16 protein-coding genes are annotated in these 15902 nt (G+C 48.6%); 12 read left to right on the top strand and 4 right to left on the bottom strand.

Annotated features, from left to right (window positions below; translation table 11 throughout):
- The first annotated feature begins 168 nt into the window (after positions 1-168).
- The 5 genes from BLV22_RS02800 (at position 169) to BLV22_RS02780 (ending at position 4156) form a co-directional block, all read left to right on the top strand.
- The gene (locus BLV22_RS02800; protein WP_091610984.1) at positions 169-603 is read left to right on the top strand and encodes a hypothetical protein; all 435 of its coding nucleotides are present in this window, start codon (positions 169-171) and stop codon (positions 601-603) included.
- Between the two features lie 135 nt (positions 604-738).
- Positions 739-1791, top strand: coding sequence for a C45 family autoproteolytic acyltransferase/hydrolase (locus BLV22_RS02795; protein ID WP_091610982.1), 1053 nt, complete (start codon positions 739-741; stop codon positions 1789-1791).
- A 170-nt stretch (positions 1792-1961) separates the two neighbouring features.
- Positions 1962-2390, top strand: coding sequence for a hypothetical protein (locus BLV22_RS02790; protein ID WP_091610979.1), 429 nt, complete (start codon positions 1962-1964; stop codon positions 2388-2390).
- A gap of 237 nt (positions 2391-2627) precedes the next feature.
- Complete coding sequence (locus tag BLV22_RS02785) at positions 2628-3836, top strand: NupC/NupG family nucleoside CNT transporter (protein ID WP_091610977.1); 1209 nt, start codon at positions 2628-2630, stop codon at positions 3834-3836.
- 116 nt (positions 3837-3952) lie between these two features.
- A complete protein-coding gene (locus BLV22_RS02780) occupies positions 3953-4156 on the top strand; it encodes a DUF6501 family protein (protein WP_091610974.1) in 204 nt (67 codons plus the stop codon).
- A 32-nt stretch (positions 4157-4188) separates the two neighbouring features.
- On the opposite strand, the gene BLV22_RS02775 is transcribed toward BLV22_RS02780, so the two are convergent.
- Positions 4189-4968 carry an alpha/beta hydrolase gene (locus tag BLV22_RS02775; protein WP_176967619.1) on the bottom strand — a complete coding sequence of 260 codons (780 nt, stop codon included), beginning with the start codon at positions 4966-4968 and terminating at the stop codon, positions 4189-4191.
- A 94-nt stretch (positions 4969-5062) separates the two neighbouring features.
- Between BLV22_RS02775 and BLV22_RS02770 the strand changes: the two genes are divergently transcribed.
- Entirely contained in the window at positions 5063-5458 is a 396-nt protein-coding gene (locus tag BLV22_RS02770) for a gamma-glutamylcyclotransferase family protein (protein WP_091610969.1), read from the top strand.
- 14 nt (positions 5459-5472) lie between these two features.
- Here the strand turns inward: BLV22_RS02770 and BLV22_RS02765 are convergent, their stop codons facing one another.
- Entirely contained in the window at positions 5473-6279 is an 807-nt protein-coding gene (locus BLV22_RS02765; RefSeq protein WP_176967618.1) for a YihY/virulence factor BrkB family protein, read from the bottom strand.
- Between the two features lie 86 nt (positions 6280-6365).
- On the opposite strand from BLV22_RS02765, the gene BLV22_RS02760 reads away from it, so the two are divergent.
- Positions 6366-7136 (top strand): S1C family serine protease, encoded by a 771-nt coding sequence (locus tag BLV22_RS02760; RefSeq protein WP_091610963.1) that lies wholly within the window; start codon positions 6366-6368, stop codon positions 7134-7136.
- 183 nt (positions 7137-7319) lie between these two features.
- On the opposite strand, the gene BLV22_RS02755 is transcribed toward BLV22_RS02760, so the two are convergent.
- Positions 7320-8918, bottom strand: coding sequence for an ABC-F family ATP-binding cassette domain-containing protein (locus BLV22_RS02755; RefSeq protein WP_091610960.1), 1599 nt, complete (start codon positions 8916-8918; stop codon positions 7320-7322).
- 175 nt (positions 8919-9093) lie between these two features.
- Between BLV22_RS02755 and BLV22_RS02750 the strand changes: the two genes are divergently transcribed.
- From BLV22_RS02750 to BLV22_RS02725, 5 genes are all read left to right on the top strand, one after another.
- Positions 9094-9909, top strand: a complete 816-nt coding sequence (locus BLV22_RS02750) for a uroporphyrinogen-III synthase (protein ID WP_091610958.1) — start codon at positions 9094-9096, stop codon at positions 9907-9909.
- Positions 9910-9913: 4 nt separating this feature from the next.
- Entirely contained in the window at positions 9914-10783 is an 870-nt protein-coding gene (locus BLV22_RS02745; protein ID WP_143030949.1) for a S1 RNA-binding domain-containing protein, read from the top strand.
- 233 nt (positions 10784-11016) lie between these two features.
- Positions 11017-11625 (top strand): hypothetical protein, encoded by a 609-nt coding sequence (locus tag BLV22_RS02740; protein ID WP_091610953.1) that lies wholly within the window; start codon positions 11017-11019, stop codon positions 11623-11625.
- 33 nt (positions 11626-11658) lie between these two features.
- Positions 11659-12000, top strand: a complete 342-nt coding sequence (locus tag BLV22_RS02735; RefSeq protein WP_091610950.1) for a YflT domain-containing protein — start codon at positions 11659-11661, stop codon at positions 11998-12000.
- A 667-nt stretch (positions 12001-12667) separates the two neighbouring features.
- Positions 12668-14368: a hypothetical protein gene (locus tag BLV22_RS02725; RefSeq protein WP_091610944.1), complete on the top strand. Its 1701-nt coding sequence runs from the start codon at positions 12668-12670 to the stop codon at positions 14366-14368.
- Between the two features lie 1004 nt (positions 14369-15372).
- Here the strand turns inward: BLV22_RS02725 and BLV22_RS02715 are convergent.
- On the bottom strand, positions 15373-15888 hold the full coding sequence (locus BLV22_RS02715; protein WP_091610938.1) for a metal-dependent hydrolase: 516 nt from the start codon (positions 15886-15888) through the stop codon (positions 15373-15375).
- Positions 15889-15902: the final 14 nt, after the last annotated feature.

Raw genomic sequence — 15902 nt, 5'->3', positions numbered from 1 at the left:
AAAAGCGTTCTCGCGAATGTGGCGATGAACGTTATTTGAATTTTCTTTCATTTTATCGACAACCGCTTTCAATTATGGTATATTTATGTACACACATGGACGAATGTATATCGTGGGGAGTGGTAAGCAAACCAAGCGGTAAAACGAGATTGTTAAGGAGGCTATAAAATGGAAGTACAGGAAAATCAACTGACATTCGTTCAGGAAAAGGCGAAAGAATTGTCAAACGCGATGGAATTAAGAGGGTGGGCCAGCACAAAACTTGTCCCGACTCCTCCATATGGATATACGTTAGTAAGTATGACCGGCTGCCGGGCATGGTTCGGAAAACGCTGGGGCATGATTAATGATGACAGGGAAAACTTCCTGAAAGTGGTACTTGATATTCCGAAAGGAAGAACTTCCATTGAAGATGTAAGTGAACGCCTGGATCTCGATATTGTACATGGTAACGAAGGAAAAACCGGAGTAGAAATGATTGATAACCGGGATCGCCATACCATTGTTATCTATCTGTTCAAAGAAACGCTCGAGCAGACTGCTTTCCGTGACAGCGAAACACTTGAACTCATCAGTGATGTAAGACGCTGGTCCTGCCTGTAAAATTTAAAAAATTTTTTAAACGCCCGGTTTTTGGGCGTTTTTTTATGCTGATATGCATATGGTTCGATAAATAGATTTGTTTTTTCTATACTTAAAAGCGAACAGAAAAGCAGGGCAAAGGGGTCCAAAAGATCGATGAAAAATATTCATGTTGACGTAAAAGCATACAAAGGAACCTATGCAGACATCGGCTATCAGCAGGGCCGATACTTAAAACATACGCCGCTCGTTCGTTACCATTATAATGAACGTTTGAAGCGTTCGCTCGCAAAGTTTGATGTTCCGTTAGAAGACGTAAAAAAACTTTACCAGCTGTACGTGCCTGGTTTGTGGGAAGAAATGAAGGGGCTGGCTGAAGGACTTGAATGGCAGTTTCAGGATGTGCTCCAGGAATTCAGCGGCTATCAGGCATCGAAGGTGCGTTCCGGCTGTAGCGGACTGATGGCAAACGGCATGTACATTCGTAACTATGACTACCTGCCGAGTACGTATGAAGGACGGTTTTTGTTTATTAAGCCAGTCGATGGGCCTGGTACGGCGGGGTTTGCCCAACGGATTATCGGCCGTTCGGATGCGATGAATGAATACGGCCTTTCTCTCGGCTATCATTTCGTCCACCGTATTAAGCCAAAGCCGGGGATTGTCTGCTCCAATCTGCTCCGGATTGTGCTCGAAACGTGCCGGACCACCGCAGAGGCGGTCCGGCTTCTGCAGGAGCTTCCGCACCGGCATTCGTTCAACTATTCCATGATGGACGCCTCCGGAGAGGGTGCAGTGGTGGAAGCGTCACCCCGCGGCACTGCTGTGCGTCCCGCAGGGGAAGTAGCCTGCACCAATCATTTTAATGTGCCGTCTATGCAGCAGGAAAACCGCCATTTGATGGGCAACTCCCGGGAACGCGAATTTCGCATCCGCTCGATTGACTGGAACCGGGAAACGGCCTACAGCGCGTTCGCTCGCTTTAATCATGACACCGACTTCATTTATTCGAATGACTACGAGCATTGGTCCGGCACTATTCATACAGCGCAGTACCTTCCTGCGGAAAAGAAGATATACGTCGGAATCGGCGGGAACCGGTATCCGGTACTTCTGCCGTTTGCGGGCTGGCTGAACGAAGAGCCGCTGCGGATCACAAAAATCCGGGGATCCGTGGATACGGACATGCCTTTTTCCTTTGAGTGGTAAACAAGACACGGACAATCTAAAAAAGTAAGGGAAAATAGTAGGAAACACTGGAGCAAGATGTTATAATATTTTAAAATATGCTCGAAAATAGTAGAAAGACGGGGTGCAGCATGAAAGCGTATCGTCGCAAATTCTTTTATCTGCCTTTACACCAGGAGAAGATGGAACCAATGAGTATGGATCGTGTCCGCCAGGCAGGCTTTGATATCGTTATTACGCGGGACGACCTTCCGTACATGATCAGCTTCTGTCGCGAATGGCGCTCGTATTTTGAAGAAAAAGCAAAAAGTGTTCAATCCGTGTACCGTCCGTACGTAGAGGATGCTGCTGCTTTTTTTGACGACCAGGTAGAGCAGATGACACTGTGCACATCTCCGCACCACGGCACTGATAAATATATTTTACCGCTTACAGAGATGGTCAGTTCATTAATGCTCGCCTACGACGCCTTTGACCGCGTCATGGACGAATATCACCATATGCCTGCACATTTTGAAACAGCATTGAAATATTACCGCCAGTTTAAAATGAAGGTAGACACAAATAAAGCTCAGTTTATCTTAAACCACTTACCGGATCTGCGCTTAAGCGTGGAGTAAATGTTATACTTTGCAGAAAACCCTGGTGCATTTGCCAGGGTTTTCTAATTTTATCGTCTGCGAATTTCGTAACCGCTTTCTTATTAACAACGGGTTAAACTGACTGACAATTGAGAAATTACACAATTTTTAACCATAAGAGGAGATAGTTATTTACTTCATGCCCGCCTTTTGATACATTAACTTTGATCTATTCTTTATGGATTAGATCAATCTTACATACATGGTGGTGGGTATATGAACATATTATGGGGATTGATGGGGATTGTTTTTGTATTGTTTTTAGCTTTTTTACTATCTTCCCGTAAAAAGTCAATTCGTTTTCGTCCCGTACTCGTAGGACTCCTGTTCCAGCTCGTTTTTGCATTTTTAGTGCTGGGATCTACGTGGGGAAGGGCCGCTTTTGAGTGGCTAGTCGTCCGCGTGCAGGACGTTATTGATACGGCTCAGGAAGGGTACATATTCCTATTTGGAGAAGAGATCACAGACACCGGCGCGTTTGCGTTTACCGTACTTCCGGTTATTATCTTTTTCTCCTCGCTGATCGGTATTTTGTACTACATTGGGGTCATGCAGGTAATCATCAAGTTTATCGGTGGTATACTTTCTGCGATGCTCAAAACGAGTAAAGCCGAATCCATGTCCGCGGCAGCAAACGTATTCGTTGGACAGACAGAAGCTCCGCTCGTTGTACGGCCGTTTCTGGCAAATATGACTAAATCCGAGCTGTTTGCTGTTATGACCGGGGGACTCGGGTCGGTTGCCGGTTCGGTGCTGTTTGGTTACGCAGGGCTTGGTATTCCATTAGATTATCTGCTTGCAGCAAGCTTTATGGCTGCGCCGGGCGGCCTGATTATCGCTAAGGTGATTTTCCCGGAGCCGGACCTCAGCCAGACCACGGATGAAATCGAGATAGAAAAAGATACTGAGTCCCACAACGTGATTGATGCGGCAGCCCGCGGAGCTTCTACCGGCCTGCAGCTTGCCTTGAACGTCGGGGCGATGCTTATTGCGTTTGTCGCTCTAATTGCAATGATTAATTTGTTGCTTGGATGGATCACAGGCTGGTTTGGCGCTGATGGCATTACGCTTGAACTGCTTCTTGGTTATGTGTTCGCCCCAGTTGCCTTTATGATTGGTGTTCCATGGAGCGAAGCTCTCCAGGCCGGCGGATTTATCGGCCAGAAGCTAGTACTAAACGAATTTGTCGCATACGCGAACTTTGCACCGGAAATTGATTCCTTCAGCGAAAAATCCCAGGCGATCATTACCTTTGCGCTTTGTGGATTTGCGAACCTTTCGTCCCTGGCTATCATTCTAGGCGGCTTCGCTTCGCTGGCGCCGACGCGCCGCAACGATATCGCCCAAATGGGACTGAAAGCAGTAGCAGCAGGGGCGTTAGTATCGCTTTTGAGTGCATCGATTGCCGGCATGTTTGTACTGTAAATTCAGAACCATCGCAGGCGCTCCTTTTCGAAGGGGCGCTTTTTTGTATCAATTACGGCGTCGCAGCAGGTGATATGCTACAATAAAAAAATACTCAAATGATTAGGAGGTCTACCATGATTCATGAGCAGTGGAAAAATAGTGAAACTTTAAAATATGTGACATGCCGGCATGCTGACGCAGCCAAATACAAGGTCGACAGCGTGCTGACCCCGGGGAAACAGTATCCGGTGAAAAACGAAACAGATGAATTCATTTTTATCATCGACAATACCGGCCGTATCGGCGGATTTTATAAGGACTACTTTGAAGAAGCATAAAAAGGAGCTGCAGCGACTGCAGCTCCTTTGATTTACATAATGTAATTATGAGAAGAGATAGAATCAGCAGCAACGACCGAAGACATCCAGGAGGATAAACGACCGGCGAGAAAATCCCGGTCAGCGTCAAGCGTCGCTACATGATAGGAATGTTCGAGCCATTCAAATGATTTGGAAGAAGAAGAAAGGTTTTCATGTATAGCGACCGCATTTGCAGGCGGCACCACATGATCGACCCGTGAGGCTGCGACAAACGCCGGACATGAAATGGAAGGCACCTGCGGGCGCACGGCGGCGGTTAACTCAAGCAGAGAATATACCGAAGCTGTCGGCACATGCGAATACGTAATTTCTTCTTCCTGGGGAGTCCGGATATCTGGGCGCCCTTCTTTAATGAAGGTATCAGACGTTCGCATAACTGCACGCTTCATTTCCGGAACGTCTATGGCTGGGTTTATTAAAGCAATGCCCGCAGCATTCTGAAAAAAAGCAGCGGTGTGAAGGGCGAGAGTTCCTCCCATGGACTGCCCTGCAATAAAGACACGGCTGTGCTTGGCGCGGAGCGACTGGTACGCGGTATGAATGTCCGTGATCCAATCCTGGTGCGTAAAACGCGCAAGATCTTTATAGGAAGTGCCATGGCCCTGCAGCCTGGGAGCATAAACAGTAAATCCATTTTGAGCCAGCTGGCGGCATACATACTGTACACTCTGCGGGGTGCCTAAAAAACCGTGACAGACGAGTACAGCCGTTTCACCACCAGGAAAATAAAGCGATTCAGCGCCAGGAAGCACCCGGGAAACCTGAGGCATGAACATTCCTCCTTTAAAGTTAACTATTCTGATTAATTTACTAAGGATTATTATAGCTTCAGACATAAAGTTTGTCAATTTAAGGAGGGCCAAAATGCAGACAGTATTTGTATACGGCACGCTGTTGCGAAAATTAAACAATTATCATTACATTGAAAACAGTGTATATAAAACAGAACAAGGGAAAGTAAAGGGATTTTTATACAATACAGGTCCGTATCCTGCGGTTGTTATTGATAGGAACGGAATGAATGTTGTAGGAGAATGGGTACATGTAGATGATGGAGCTATGAGTGTGCTGGATTGGCTCGAACAGTACGAGCAGCCTGGGCAGGTGAATGAATACGAAAGGGTGTGGGTGAAGGATGCTGAGGGAGAAAGAGAAGGGTGGATATACACGTACTCCCTTTTGCAGGCAGAGCGCTATCCACTTATTCCTTCAGGATCCTGGTGTGAACATCTGTTGTCCTCGGGAGAGGGACAAGGCTGAAATTAAAGTTATATTCAAATAGTTTTTTTGTCTCTTTCATGAAGACAGGCATTCCATTCTCCACCTAGAAGAATTGCAAATCCTGTAAGATAAAACCAGAGCATCAGCACGATTAGGTTGCCCAAATTGCCATATATCATGGAATAATCACTGATGCTGACGTAAAACGAAAAACCAAAAGAAGCTGCCTGCCAGGTGAACAGGGCAATTGTAGCTCCGGGAAGAGATTCCCTCCAGGTAGTTCTGCGGTTGGGCACTACTTTGTAAATCATGGCAAGGATCGCACCTATGACCAAAAAGCTGATGACCCAGCGAATCCAGCTCCACAGCTGCAGGAAATAATCATCGAGTCCGATAAAGCGAAAAAGAAAAGCACCGAGCGGTTCACCGTAAATAGGAAGCAGCAGGGATAAAATGATGGCGAGCAGCAGAGACAAAACGATAATGATGCCTTTTCCCACCATGGTTAAAAAAGAAGGGAGCTTCAGGCGGTAGGCGGCGTTAATTGCACGGATAATGGCAAGTGTACCCATAAGGCTCAGCCAGAGTGTAGCGGCTGTACTAAGCGACACCAGGCCTACTGACTGTGAATTTAAAATTGCATTCAGGTTGTTCTGAATAATCGTAAAGGCTCCCCCTGGGACATAGGTGCTTATAAGTGAAAGGATATCGTCCGTATTGATGGAAAAAAAGCCGATAATACTGATCAACAGCATTAACAGAGGGAGCATAGCGAGAAGAAAGTAATAAGCCAGCTGGGCCGCGATGTCATAGATTTTATCTTCAATGCTTTTTTTAAAGAAAGATTGGAGAAAATGCATAAGGTAATCCTCCTTTTTGCGGAAGTCTCTTTTTCTCATTATAATACAGAAGTAGAGAATGAGAAGAGGCGGAAAAGGAGAGGTGTATGAGAAGAGACGAAGAACGGTACGAACGCCTCGAAGGGGAACCGGATCCGGAAGACTTTGAGCCGGGGCCGCCGCGGAAGCCGAAAAAGAAGCGCCGTGGTTTGTTCCGGGTAATAGCAGTGCTGATGGCAGGGATGCTGGTTTTTCAATCCGCTTATTATTTAATTGACACCTTCCGTCTGGATGCGTGGTCTTTTTTAACTGCTTCGTATCAGCTTTCCAAGCAGGAGGATGTACAGCAGTGGCAGGAGGCGGTTACGAAAATACAGGCGGTAGAGAACGGGGAATCGTCTTTTGGGACTGGTTTTTTCGTAGAAGACGCCAGCGTTTTCATTACAAATTATCACGTAGTTGAAGGAGCGGACAGTGTAGCGGTCGAAACCGAGGAGGGGAACCTTGCAGAAGCGGCAGTGGAAGCTGTAGATACGCAGGGGGACCTGGCTGTTGTGACGCTAAAAGAACAGTGGAAAGGGGGCGGCGTTACACTTGCGGATACGAGCGCATCTGCCGATCCGGACGTTATCGTGATCGGAAATCCGCTCGGTTTTTCAGATGTCGCCAATCGGGGAGACATTATCGAGAGGGAGGACGACCGGCTGGTGCTTGATGCTCCTGTGTTCAACGGAAGCAGCGGCAGTCCGGTGCTGACAGAAGCGGGAGAGGTGGCCGGTGTTGTATTTGCGAGCAGCTCGCAGCAGGGGAAGCGCTACGGGCTTGCGGTACCGGTGGAGCGGGTGCACGAGTTAATCGCTCAAAGTGAAAATGATTAAAAGCGGCAAAAATACCGTGGATGGTGCAGATTCGCGGTATTTATTTTAAATAAATAAAAATTTCATTTACCGTATTTATTACAAAAATAAATAATACACTTAAGAAAGAAGTAGAAAATTTTAGAGAAACAAAAAAGCACCGGGGTGCGAACACCCTGGTGCCTGATAGATTACATAAAAATGTTATGCGCGAGCATACTGCTCTTCAATATACTCATCGTAGCTCATTTCTTTGTCGATCATACGATCCGGAGTGAATTCAATAATCCGGTTGGCAATCGTCTGAACAAATTCATGGTCATGGGACGTGAAGAGGACCGAGCCGTTAAACGACTTCAGGCCGTTATTCAACGCCTGGATGGCTTCGAGGTCCAGGTGGTTGGTCGGCTCATCCATAATAAGAACGTTCGCGCCGCTTAACATCATTTTGGAAAGCATGCAGCGGACTTTTTCACCGCCGGAAAGCACATCCGCTTTTTTAAATACTTCTTCGCCGGAAAAGAGCATCCGTCCGAGGAAGCCGCGGATAAATGTTTCGCTCTGATCGTCCGGGGAATACTGGCGCAGCCAATCCACCAGGTTGATGTTCAGGCCTTCAAAGTAAGCAGAGTTGTCTTTCGGAAAGTAGGAGCGGCTCGTGGTTAGCCCCCATTTATAGTCACCGCTGTCCGGCTCCATTTCGCCGGCTAAAATCTGCAGCAGAACGGTTTTTTTCGTTTCCTCTTCGCCGACAAATGCTACTTTGTCTCCGCTGTTAAGAGTGAAATTGACGTTATCAAGTACTTTGACGCCGTCAATGGTTTTCGACAGGTTTTCGACTGTCAGCAGGTCTTTACCAAGCTCCCGGTTCGGCTTAAATTGCACAAACGGATACTTTCTCGAGGACGGCTTGATGTCATCAAGAGAAATTTTATCCAGCGTCTTTTTCCGCGAGGTGGCCTGTTTAGACTTAGAGGCGTTCGCGCTGAAGCGGGCGATAAAGTCTTTCAGTTCCTTAATTTGTTCCTCCTTTTTCTTGTTCTGTTCACGTGCCATCTTCTGGGCGAGCTGGCTGGATTCGTACCAGAAGTCATAGTTGCCGACGTACAGTTCAATTTTGTTAAAGTCAAGGTCCGCAATGTGCGTGCACACCTGGTTCAGGAAGTGACGGTCGTGGGAAACGACAATGACCGTGTTTTCGAAGTTGATCAGAAACTCTTCGAGCCAGTGAACCGCCTGCACGTCCAGGTTGTTGGTCGGCTCGTCCAGGAGCAGAACGTCCGGATCGCCGAACAGTGCCTGCGCGAGCAGGACTTTAACTTTCTGGGAACCGCTCAACGATGACATCGGCTTCTGGTGCAGATCCTCGGTAATCCCGAGACCCTGCAGCAGCTGGGCGGCTTCTGTTTCCGCTTCATACCCGTTCATTTCCGCGAATTCCGCTTCCAGCTCTGCCGCTTTCATGCCGTCTTCATCGGAAAAGTCCGGTTTCATATAAATTTCGTTCTTCTCGTTCATCACTTCATACAGGCGGCTGTGGCCCATAATGACCACATCAATGACCGTATATTCCTCATACGCGAAGTGGTCCTGTTTCAGCACGGCAAGCCGCGAATCTTTATCCATGATTACATTTCCGCTCTGGGAATCAATTTCCCCGGAAAGAATTTTTAAGAACGTGGATTTGCCGGCCCCGTTCGCTCCGATCAAGCCGTAGCAGTTGCCGGGGGTGAACTTTATATTAACGTCTTCAAATAAAATTTGATCCCCGAACCGGAGTCCAACGTTTTGTACATCGATCATGTTCATATCTCCTTTATAAATAACAGTCTGTTTCATACTAACACGCAGCGGTTCAAAATGAACAGGGGAAGGGAAGGTTTTCCGCAGAAAAGTAGACCGGCACTGCTGTCAGTTAGAGAAAAAGCATGATATAGTAAATGCAGAAAACGGATAGAGACCAAAGGAGGCATTTTCGGTGGCCAAAGGATTAAGCGGACGGCAGGTGATTCTTGCCGCATCCCGGAAAACAGAGGAAATGGAAGAGCTGATTCGGAGGCAGGGGGGAGAGCCGCTAAACTATCCGCTCCAGGGAACATCATTTTTAAATGAAGAACAGCTGCGGGCGCCGATGCGGGCCTACCTCGAGCAGCCGGTGGACTGGAGCATATTCATGACGGGCATGGGGCTGAATGCCATGCTTGATATTGCGGAGGAGGAAGGCCTCCGGGAAGAATTTATAAAAAAAATCCAGCAGACAAAAGTAGCGGCCCGCGGCTACAAGACCGCTAATGTCTTAAAAAGCCTGGACTGTGATATTGCGGCCCGTGATGATGACGGTACGACCGAAGGCATGATCCGGGCCCTGGACGGCCACGATTTCCGGCAGAAGCAGGTGATGGTGCAGCTGCACGGCATTGAAAATCCGAGACTCCGCCAGTACCTTGAGGAGCACGGTGCCGAAGTGTATGACATTCTGCCGTATCAGCATACCCCTCCTGAGGAAAGCGTGGCAGCGGCCTGCCTCGAAGACATTTTGAATGCCGGCAGCGACGCTATCTGCTTTACGACCGCCATCCAGGTGCACGCTCTCTTTCAGTACGCCGGACAGACCGAGCGCACTGGGGAGCTGCAGGAGGCACTTCGCCAACAGGTGATGCCGACGGCGGTCGGGAAAGTAACAGCGGAGGCATTAAGGGAAAGAGGCATCGATGACTACGTGGTGCCGGAAAACGAACGGATGGGTGCCATGATTGTCGCTTTATCCAAACATTTTGAACAACGAAAGGACTAATCCATTGAAACAACTATTCTCACGCATGCAGCGATGGAACGTATTGAATGATAAAGGCGAGTACTATGTTCTCGCTTCGGGAGCCCAGATTGCCCGACTGTATAAAGAAGATACTGACGGGGAGCTTTCCTCCGGGGACCAGGTGGAGGCGATCAGCTGGTTTGACGAAGAAGGAAACAAGCGGCTGGATGTGCATATGCCGGAAGTAGAAGAGGAAGGCTTTGCCTGGCGGGCAGTCGTGACAAGCGATGCGGATCACGGCATCGAAGTAGCGGTCGACGAACGGTGGAAGGCACCCGTCGAACGTCACGACTACCTGCAGGATGAAAGTTACTGGCCCGCTCCGGGGGAGTTTCTGTTTGTGCACCTGGAGTACACGGCCAGCGGTCTGAGAGCCTTTCCGGCCAGTGAAGACGACGTGCAGCAGCTGATGGCGCCGGCACCGGCAGAGCTTCACCATACGTGGGTCAGCGCCACGGTTTACAGTTCACCACCGTTTGGTGCCTTTTTATTAACCACCGACCGCTATAAAATCTTTGTTCATGAATCGGACTGGACTCACCGGCCGCGCGTAGGCGAAGAGCTGAAGGTGCGGATTACCCACCGCCAGGAGGACGGGTCATTAAACGCCTCGATGTATCCGCCGAAGGAAATAGCGATTAGCGAAGACGCCCGGCTGCTTCTGGAACGGATCCAGCAGGAGGGGGGCACACTTCCGTTCGGGGACCGGAGCAGTCCGGAAACCATCCGGAAGGAATTCGGTCTCAGCAAGGCGGCGTTCAAGCGGGCGGTTGGTTCGCTATTGAAGGAAAAACGCATCCGTCAGGAAAACAATACCCTGATCCTGGAGTCTTCGGAGGAGCGCACCGATTAATGACTTCAGGCTTTACGTTGACGGGCAGCGTATAAGGATAAAAAAGCGGACCTCACCGGGGCCGCTTTTTTTGTGTCACCAATTCGTTAGCCACCGGGCCTATCTTTAGCTTGAGCGGGAGCATGGCCCCGGTGGTTCTAGACCTAAAGTATGTTTATGATACGAGTTTGGCTTAAGAACAAACAGATACGGGTATGATACATGCAATCATACTTTTGAATGGTGGTGGGACAGTGAGCAGCAAGAAGAAAAGCTCCAAAAGCAATGACAATCTTACCTACGCGTTCATGGCTGCCGGCAGTTTAATCGGCGGGGCGCTGCCATTGCTGCGCAAAGATACCGGCAAAAAAACAGAAAAAAACGTCAACCAGACCGCAAAAAAAGCCCGGAAGCTGAGCCCGGAACCGCTGAGTCAGGCCATTAAATCCGGACAGGGCATGGAGAAAAAAGCCAAAGGCACGGTGAAAACCGTCAAGCGGGCCGCCAAAGTATCAGCGGCTGCGTTTGCGATGGCCAAGGTGCCGAAAAAAATTAAAAAGAAAATCTACACCCTGCGCTATCACGTCGGGGAAGCGGTCATCCATACCGGCGAAAAAATCCAGGGTCCTGCATATGACCCTGACAGAACCGCTGCAGAAAGTGAAAACAGCGGAGAACCGTCTTCGTCTGAAACGGAAGAGAGCGCTGCAGAAACTTCTGAGAGCAGCGGGAGCAGCAGCGGGAGCGAAGACGCCTGGGAACAGGAAGAGGAATACGAAGAAGAAAAATTTGAAGGCACGAAAGCCTCGACGAAAAAACCGGCAAAAAAGATAAAGAAACTAAAAAAAGCATCTAATACCTAAATGAACCTACACTAATTTTATGAGGTGAAGCGAATGGAACCTAAGTTCAAAATTTTCCACAACGACGAAACATTGAGTGAAACGATTGATAAACTTCGTAATGACGGGATCCGGGACGAGGATATGTACATCCTGGCGTACGATAATGACCACGACCGCCGGGCGAGAAAGGAAACGGACGCCAAAAAAGTAGGGGTAAAAGTGGTCGGTTTTGGCACGAGCCTGAAAAACGTCTTCCGGGGAAAATCGAAAACCATTTTAACCAAGCTGCAGAAGCTCGGTTTTGATTCGGAAAAGTCCGAGCGCCTCGAGGAAGAACTGCAAAAAGGCAAGACGCTGCTTGTTGTGACCAATCAGGATCAAGTGGAATTTTAAGCCCTGGCACCAGGGCTTTTTTATTTTACAAAGCAAACCATTTTTTTACAGTAAGATGGCTGATATAATAATGTCTTGTGTCCGTCTCTTCGTCATTTCTCCTTTGCCTGAACGCTGCCCTGCAACGGGGACGATGTCGTTGACGCAGGCAGAGATTTTTTATGCGTAGTATGCGTAGAAAGACACCTTTCCCCTGTAAAGGTTTTTATTTCCATTTTTAGGGGTGTACGAATATCCTATTTCATGGAGAGCAGCAATCGGAAACAAGGGCGCGTCATTCTGCTGCTCACAGAGGCTTTCAGTGTGTATTTCGTAAATTTATCTCAAAGGGGGGGCATATTTCCGGAGAGTGCTCGGGCCCTTCTGCCGTTGAAAAATACGAGCGGCACGGTATACGCATATGCTATGGTGGAGTGGGGAGGTCTTTCATCAACCAGGACGAAGGAGGCGATAATCAAGTCAGGTAAAAACGGGAGTCACCTCATAACACGAGACCCCGGTACTGCTCCAGGCCAGCAGGAGCAGTTAAAAGATATACATATAAACGTTAAACGAAAAGCCCCTGTAAGAAACCCGGCGTGTCCGCTGTTGAGTAATGATCGCTGGCAGCTGATCATGCTTCTCTGATGCTAACCGAACCTAATTCTATGACGCTTGGAGTGTTTTTTTGACAATTTTACTGTCTGCTTTACTTGTGATGATTTTTTCTTTTATTGCCGCTCTGGTTATTGCTATTATCCGCCCGCGGTTATTGGTTAAATCCGTCTTGCCTGCGCTTGGGCTGACGTTTGTGTTAAGTGTCCTGGCCAGCTACTTCTTCCTTCCGGTATGGACGATGCTGTCGCTGGCTGGGCCCAACCTCGTGGCCCTTCTGGTATTCAGCGCCATTTTTTACGCCCTGGCCAGGACTTCAGGAGAAGGGGTGCCGGATAAAAGCATCAGCCTATCCGCTCTTGGCGGCGCGGTGATTCTTGTCTTTCTGCTTGTGCTTCTGGTGCGGAGCCTGTTTGGCTACGAGGAGACTCATGAAGCGATCGACAACAACAGTCAGGTGGCGGACAACCCCCCGTCGTTTTCGGAGGAGGATACGCCTGTGCAGGTGGCTCCTGAATCCGCCCGTAATAAAATGCAAAAAGCGATGTCGGAAGTGGATAATGCACAGTTTTATGACTTTGGAGACATTCAGGCCCAGGTGATCGATGGGGAGCCGATGTATGTCGCCAATGTGGATTACACGAACCTGTTCCGCTGGTTCCGTGGTGATGGAACGCCGGGTTATTTCCAGATTTCTGCGGTCGACCCGAACGACAATCCGACCTTCGTGGAATCCTCCATGCAATACACCAACAGCAGTTTTTTCAACGAGAAACTGAGCCGGGTGATTTATAGCGCCTTTCCGTCCTGGTACCAGAGCGGGAGCACCTATCTGGAGGTGGATGAGGAAGGGAAGCCGTGGTACGTGCAAACCGTCTATCAGAACCGCGCCTGGACGTGGCATACGGATCACACCAACGCGCAGGTGGTGGTCGTTGACCCGGAAACAGGGGAGGCGTCCAAGTACAAAGCGGATAATGCCCCTTCGTTTATTGAAAGTGCGTACAGTCCCGCCATGGCGAGTGACATGAATGACAAGTACGGAAAATACGGGCAGGGCCTTCTTAATTACATGTTCGGGAAAGAAGATGTGCTGATCCCAAATGAAAACGGCACGGAAAATAAGGTCACGCCTGTCTTTGATGCAGACGGGAATATGAGCTATTTTACGGACTTTACGAGTCCAAATGAAGATTCGGACTCCACGCTCGGCGTATCTTTTATTGATGCCCGCACCGGAGAGCTTCGTCTTTACAACGGCGAGGAATACACAGGCGCCATGGATACGCAGGGAGCGCGCGGGATCGTGAACCGCCAGTTCCCCGAGAAAGAATGGACTGGCAGCATGCCGATCATGTACAACATTAACGGCAACGCGACCTGGGTGGTTAATACGCTTGATCCGGCTGGCCTGTTCCGGCAGTACGCCTACATTAAAGCGAACGATGCCGACGTATACGCTTTTGGCGATACCGCGCAGGGAGCATTGGAAAATTACCGCTCCGCACTTGCCTCCACCGATGAAGGCGTGCAAGCGAGTGAAGCTGATCGGGAAGAAGCGGACGGAACGGTCGACCGGGTCGTCATCACATCCGGTGCCGAAGACGCCAGCCTTGTCCAGTTTAAGCTTGAGGACGATGAAACTCTTTACGTCTACAACACGTCGAGTGACGCCGACGCTGTGCTGATGCAGGAAGGCGACGAGATCAGCTTCACGGTCAACCGCAGCGAAGATATTGGCACGGTGCAGGAAATCACTGACCAGCCGTGGTAGGGATTACGCCAGTTTTTCAATCAAACGAAGAGCGGCTGGCAACTTCCTTTATCATATGAGCCGTGCGCTCTCAGGGATTTCACTGCCAGCAGGTACATGTATGTATTGTGCCTTTGAAGCAGCACGGAGCGGGAGCGGCGTCTCCGGGCACTTAAAACAGCTTTTGCTAGCAGGCCACGCAGAGCGGGAACGTTATCCTGCCGGTAGATTTGCCGGAAATAAACTGAAAAGACTCCTTCGGGGGTCTTTTTTTGTTGTATTTGGATACGGAAACGTTTCCCGGCGTCAAATGATCAAGAGGATGAGGGATTGAAACAGGGATCGTCTCATTTGGTTCTGAGACAGAGGCAGAATTGATAAGTAATGCAAAGATAGCGGAGAATTAAATTATAATTATTGAATAGCAAATGATGCAAAAAGCTCTTGGGAAAAGGAATGTATTATAGAGAAAATAAAAATGCGCGGAAAGAAATCGAATAAAAAGCTGCCGGACATTTGCCATGATTTTTTTGAACAACTGATGAAAATATTGTTGTCGCAGCAGACGGATTAAGAAATCACGATTCCAATAATAAGTTTGCTGGCAGTTGCAATAAATAATCGCGCCTTAGGCACGGGCAGCAATTCCTACAGAGTTAGGCAATGAGTACGGCAAAGAAAAACTTAGCATAGCATGAAAGTTATCAATTATCGCAAATTGAAACGAACAGCAGAGAATTTATAAAATCTACTGGAGAACACACAGAAGTGAACAGAAGTGAAATGATGATTAAAAACACCATATAGCAAAGCTGATGATTGAAAGGGAAGGCGGAGATATAACGTTAAAATGAGTCCCTTCGTATGTTATTTATTTCTAGTTAACATAATATATATTATCGGAAGTTAGTGATGTATTGTTTCAATAATAAAGATAACTTCGTGTTTTGAGACAAAACAAATAAGAAACACCAGTATCATTACTGATGCTTCCTCGTTGGCTTTTTGCTTTTTATTGTATTGATTTACAGCGTGAGATCAATCGAAAACAGCTGAAAACTCACGTAAAATAATCCGGCGATGAGCAAGGCGTTAATCAGCCCTTCGCCAAAGGTGGATCCGGTTTTTGTCGTAAATGGGAACCGAAAGGCATAATGCAGCGGAAACAGCAAATGGACGCCTTTGGTGGTCATCATGTCGAGCACGATGTGGCTCACAATACCGAGGCTGATGCCCCACTGCAGCGCAAGGCCCCATCCTTCCTGCCACTGGGCAAGCGACAGAAAGACGAGCAGCACGAGCAGGAGGCTGTGGGTAAAGGTGCGGTGCCCCACCAGCTTCGAAATCAGATGGGAAACGCCCGGCACCCGCCTCCCCATCCACGAATTTGGCTGGCAGATGTCCGGGGCCAGACCCCCGAAAACCAGGCTTGCGACATAAATGCTTGTCTCCCATTCAAAAAAGGCAAACGGCACAGGCGTCAGCCACTGAACGGCCAGGCCGCCTGTAACTGCTCCGATCACATGTGTTCCTGCTTTCATGGTTGTTCAGCGTC

This window comes from Marinococcus luteus (genome assembly GCF_900106595.1).
Taxonomy (GTDB): Bacteria; Bacillota; Bacilli; order Bacillales; family Marinococcaceae; genus Marinococcus; species Marinococcus luteus.
This window is presented reverse-complemented; position numbering and strand designations above follow the sequence as displayed.

What these genes read in the sequence shown, in the direction of transcription:
- BLV22_RS02775 (WP_176967619.1), bottom strand. Translation starts at nt 4,968, where the DNA reads ATGCCTCAGGTTTCCCGGGTGCTTCCTGGCGCTGAATCGCTTTATTTT.
- BLV22_RS02780 (WP_091610974.1), top strand. Translation starts at nt 3,953, where the DNA reads ATGATTCATGAGCAGTGGAAAAATAGTGAAACTTTAAAATATGTGACA.
- BLV22_RS02755 (WP_091610960.1), bottom strand. Translation starts at nt 8,918, where the DNA reads ATGATCGATGTACAAAACGTTGGACTCCGGTTCGGGGATCAAATTTTA.
- BLV22_RS02790 (WP_091610979.1), top strand. Translation starts at nt 1,962, where the DNA reads ATGAGTATGGATCGTGTCCGCCAGGCAGGCTTTGATATCGTTATTACG.
- BLV22_RS02770 (WP_091610969.1), top strand. Translation starts at nt 5,063, where the DNA reads ATGCAGACAGTATTTGTATACGGCACGCTGTTGCGAAAATTAAACAAT.
- BLV22_RS02785 (WP_091610977.1), top strand. Translation starts at nt 2,628, where the DNA reads ATGAACATATTATGGGGATTGATGGGGATTGTTTTTGTATTGTTTTTA.
- BLV22_RS02800 (WP_091610984.1), top strand. Translation starts at nt 169, where the DNA reads ATGGAAGTACAGGAAAATCAACTGACATTCGTTCAGGAAAAGGCGAAA.
- BLV22_RS02760 (WP_091610963.1), top strand. Translation starts at nt 6,366, where the DNA reads ATGAGAAGAGACGAAGAACGGTACGAACGCCTCGAAGGGGAACCGGAT.
- BLV22_RS02795 (WP_091610982.1), top strand. Translation starts at nt 739, where the DNA reads ATGAAAAATATTCATGTTGACGTAAAAGCATACAAAGGAACCTATGCA.
- BLV22_RS02715 (WP_091610938.1), bottom strand. Translation starts at nt 15,888, where the DNA reads ATGAAAGCAGGAACACATGTGATCGGAGCAGTTACAGGCGGCCTGGCC.
- BLV22_RS02735 (WP_091610950.1), top strand. Translation starts at nt 11,659, where the DNA reads ATGGAACCTAAGTTCAAAATTTTCCACAACGACGAAACATTGAGTGAA.
- BLV22_RS02765 (WP_176967618.1), bottom strand. Translation starts at nt 6,279, where the DNA reads ATGCATTTTCTCCAATCTTTCTTTAAAAAAAGCATTGAAGATAAAATC.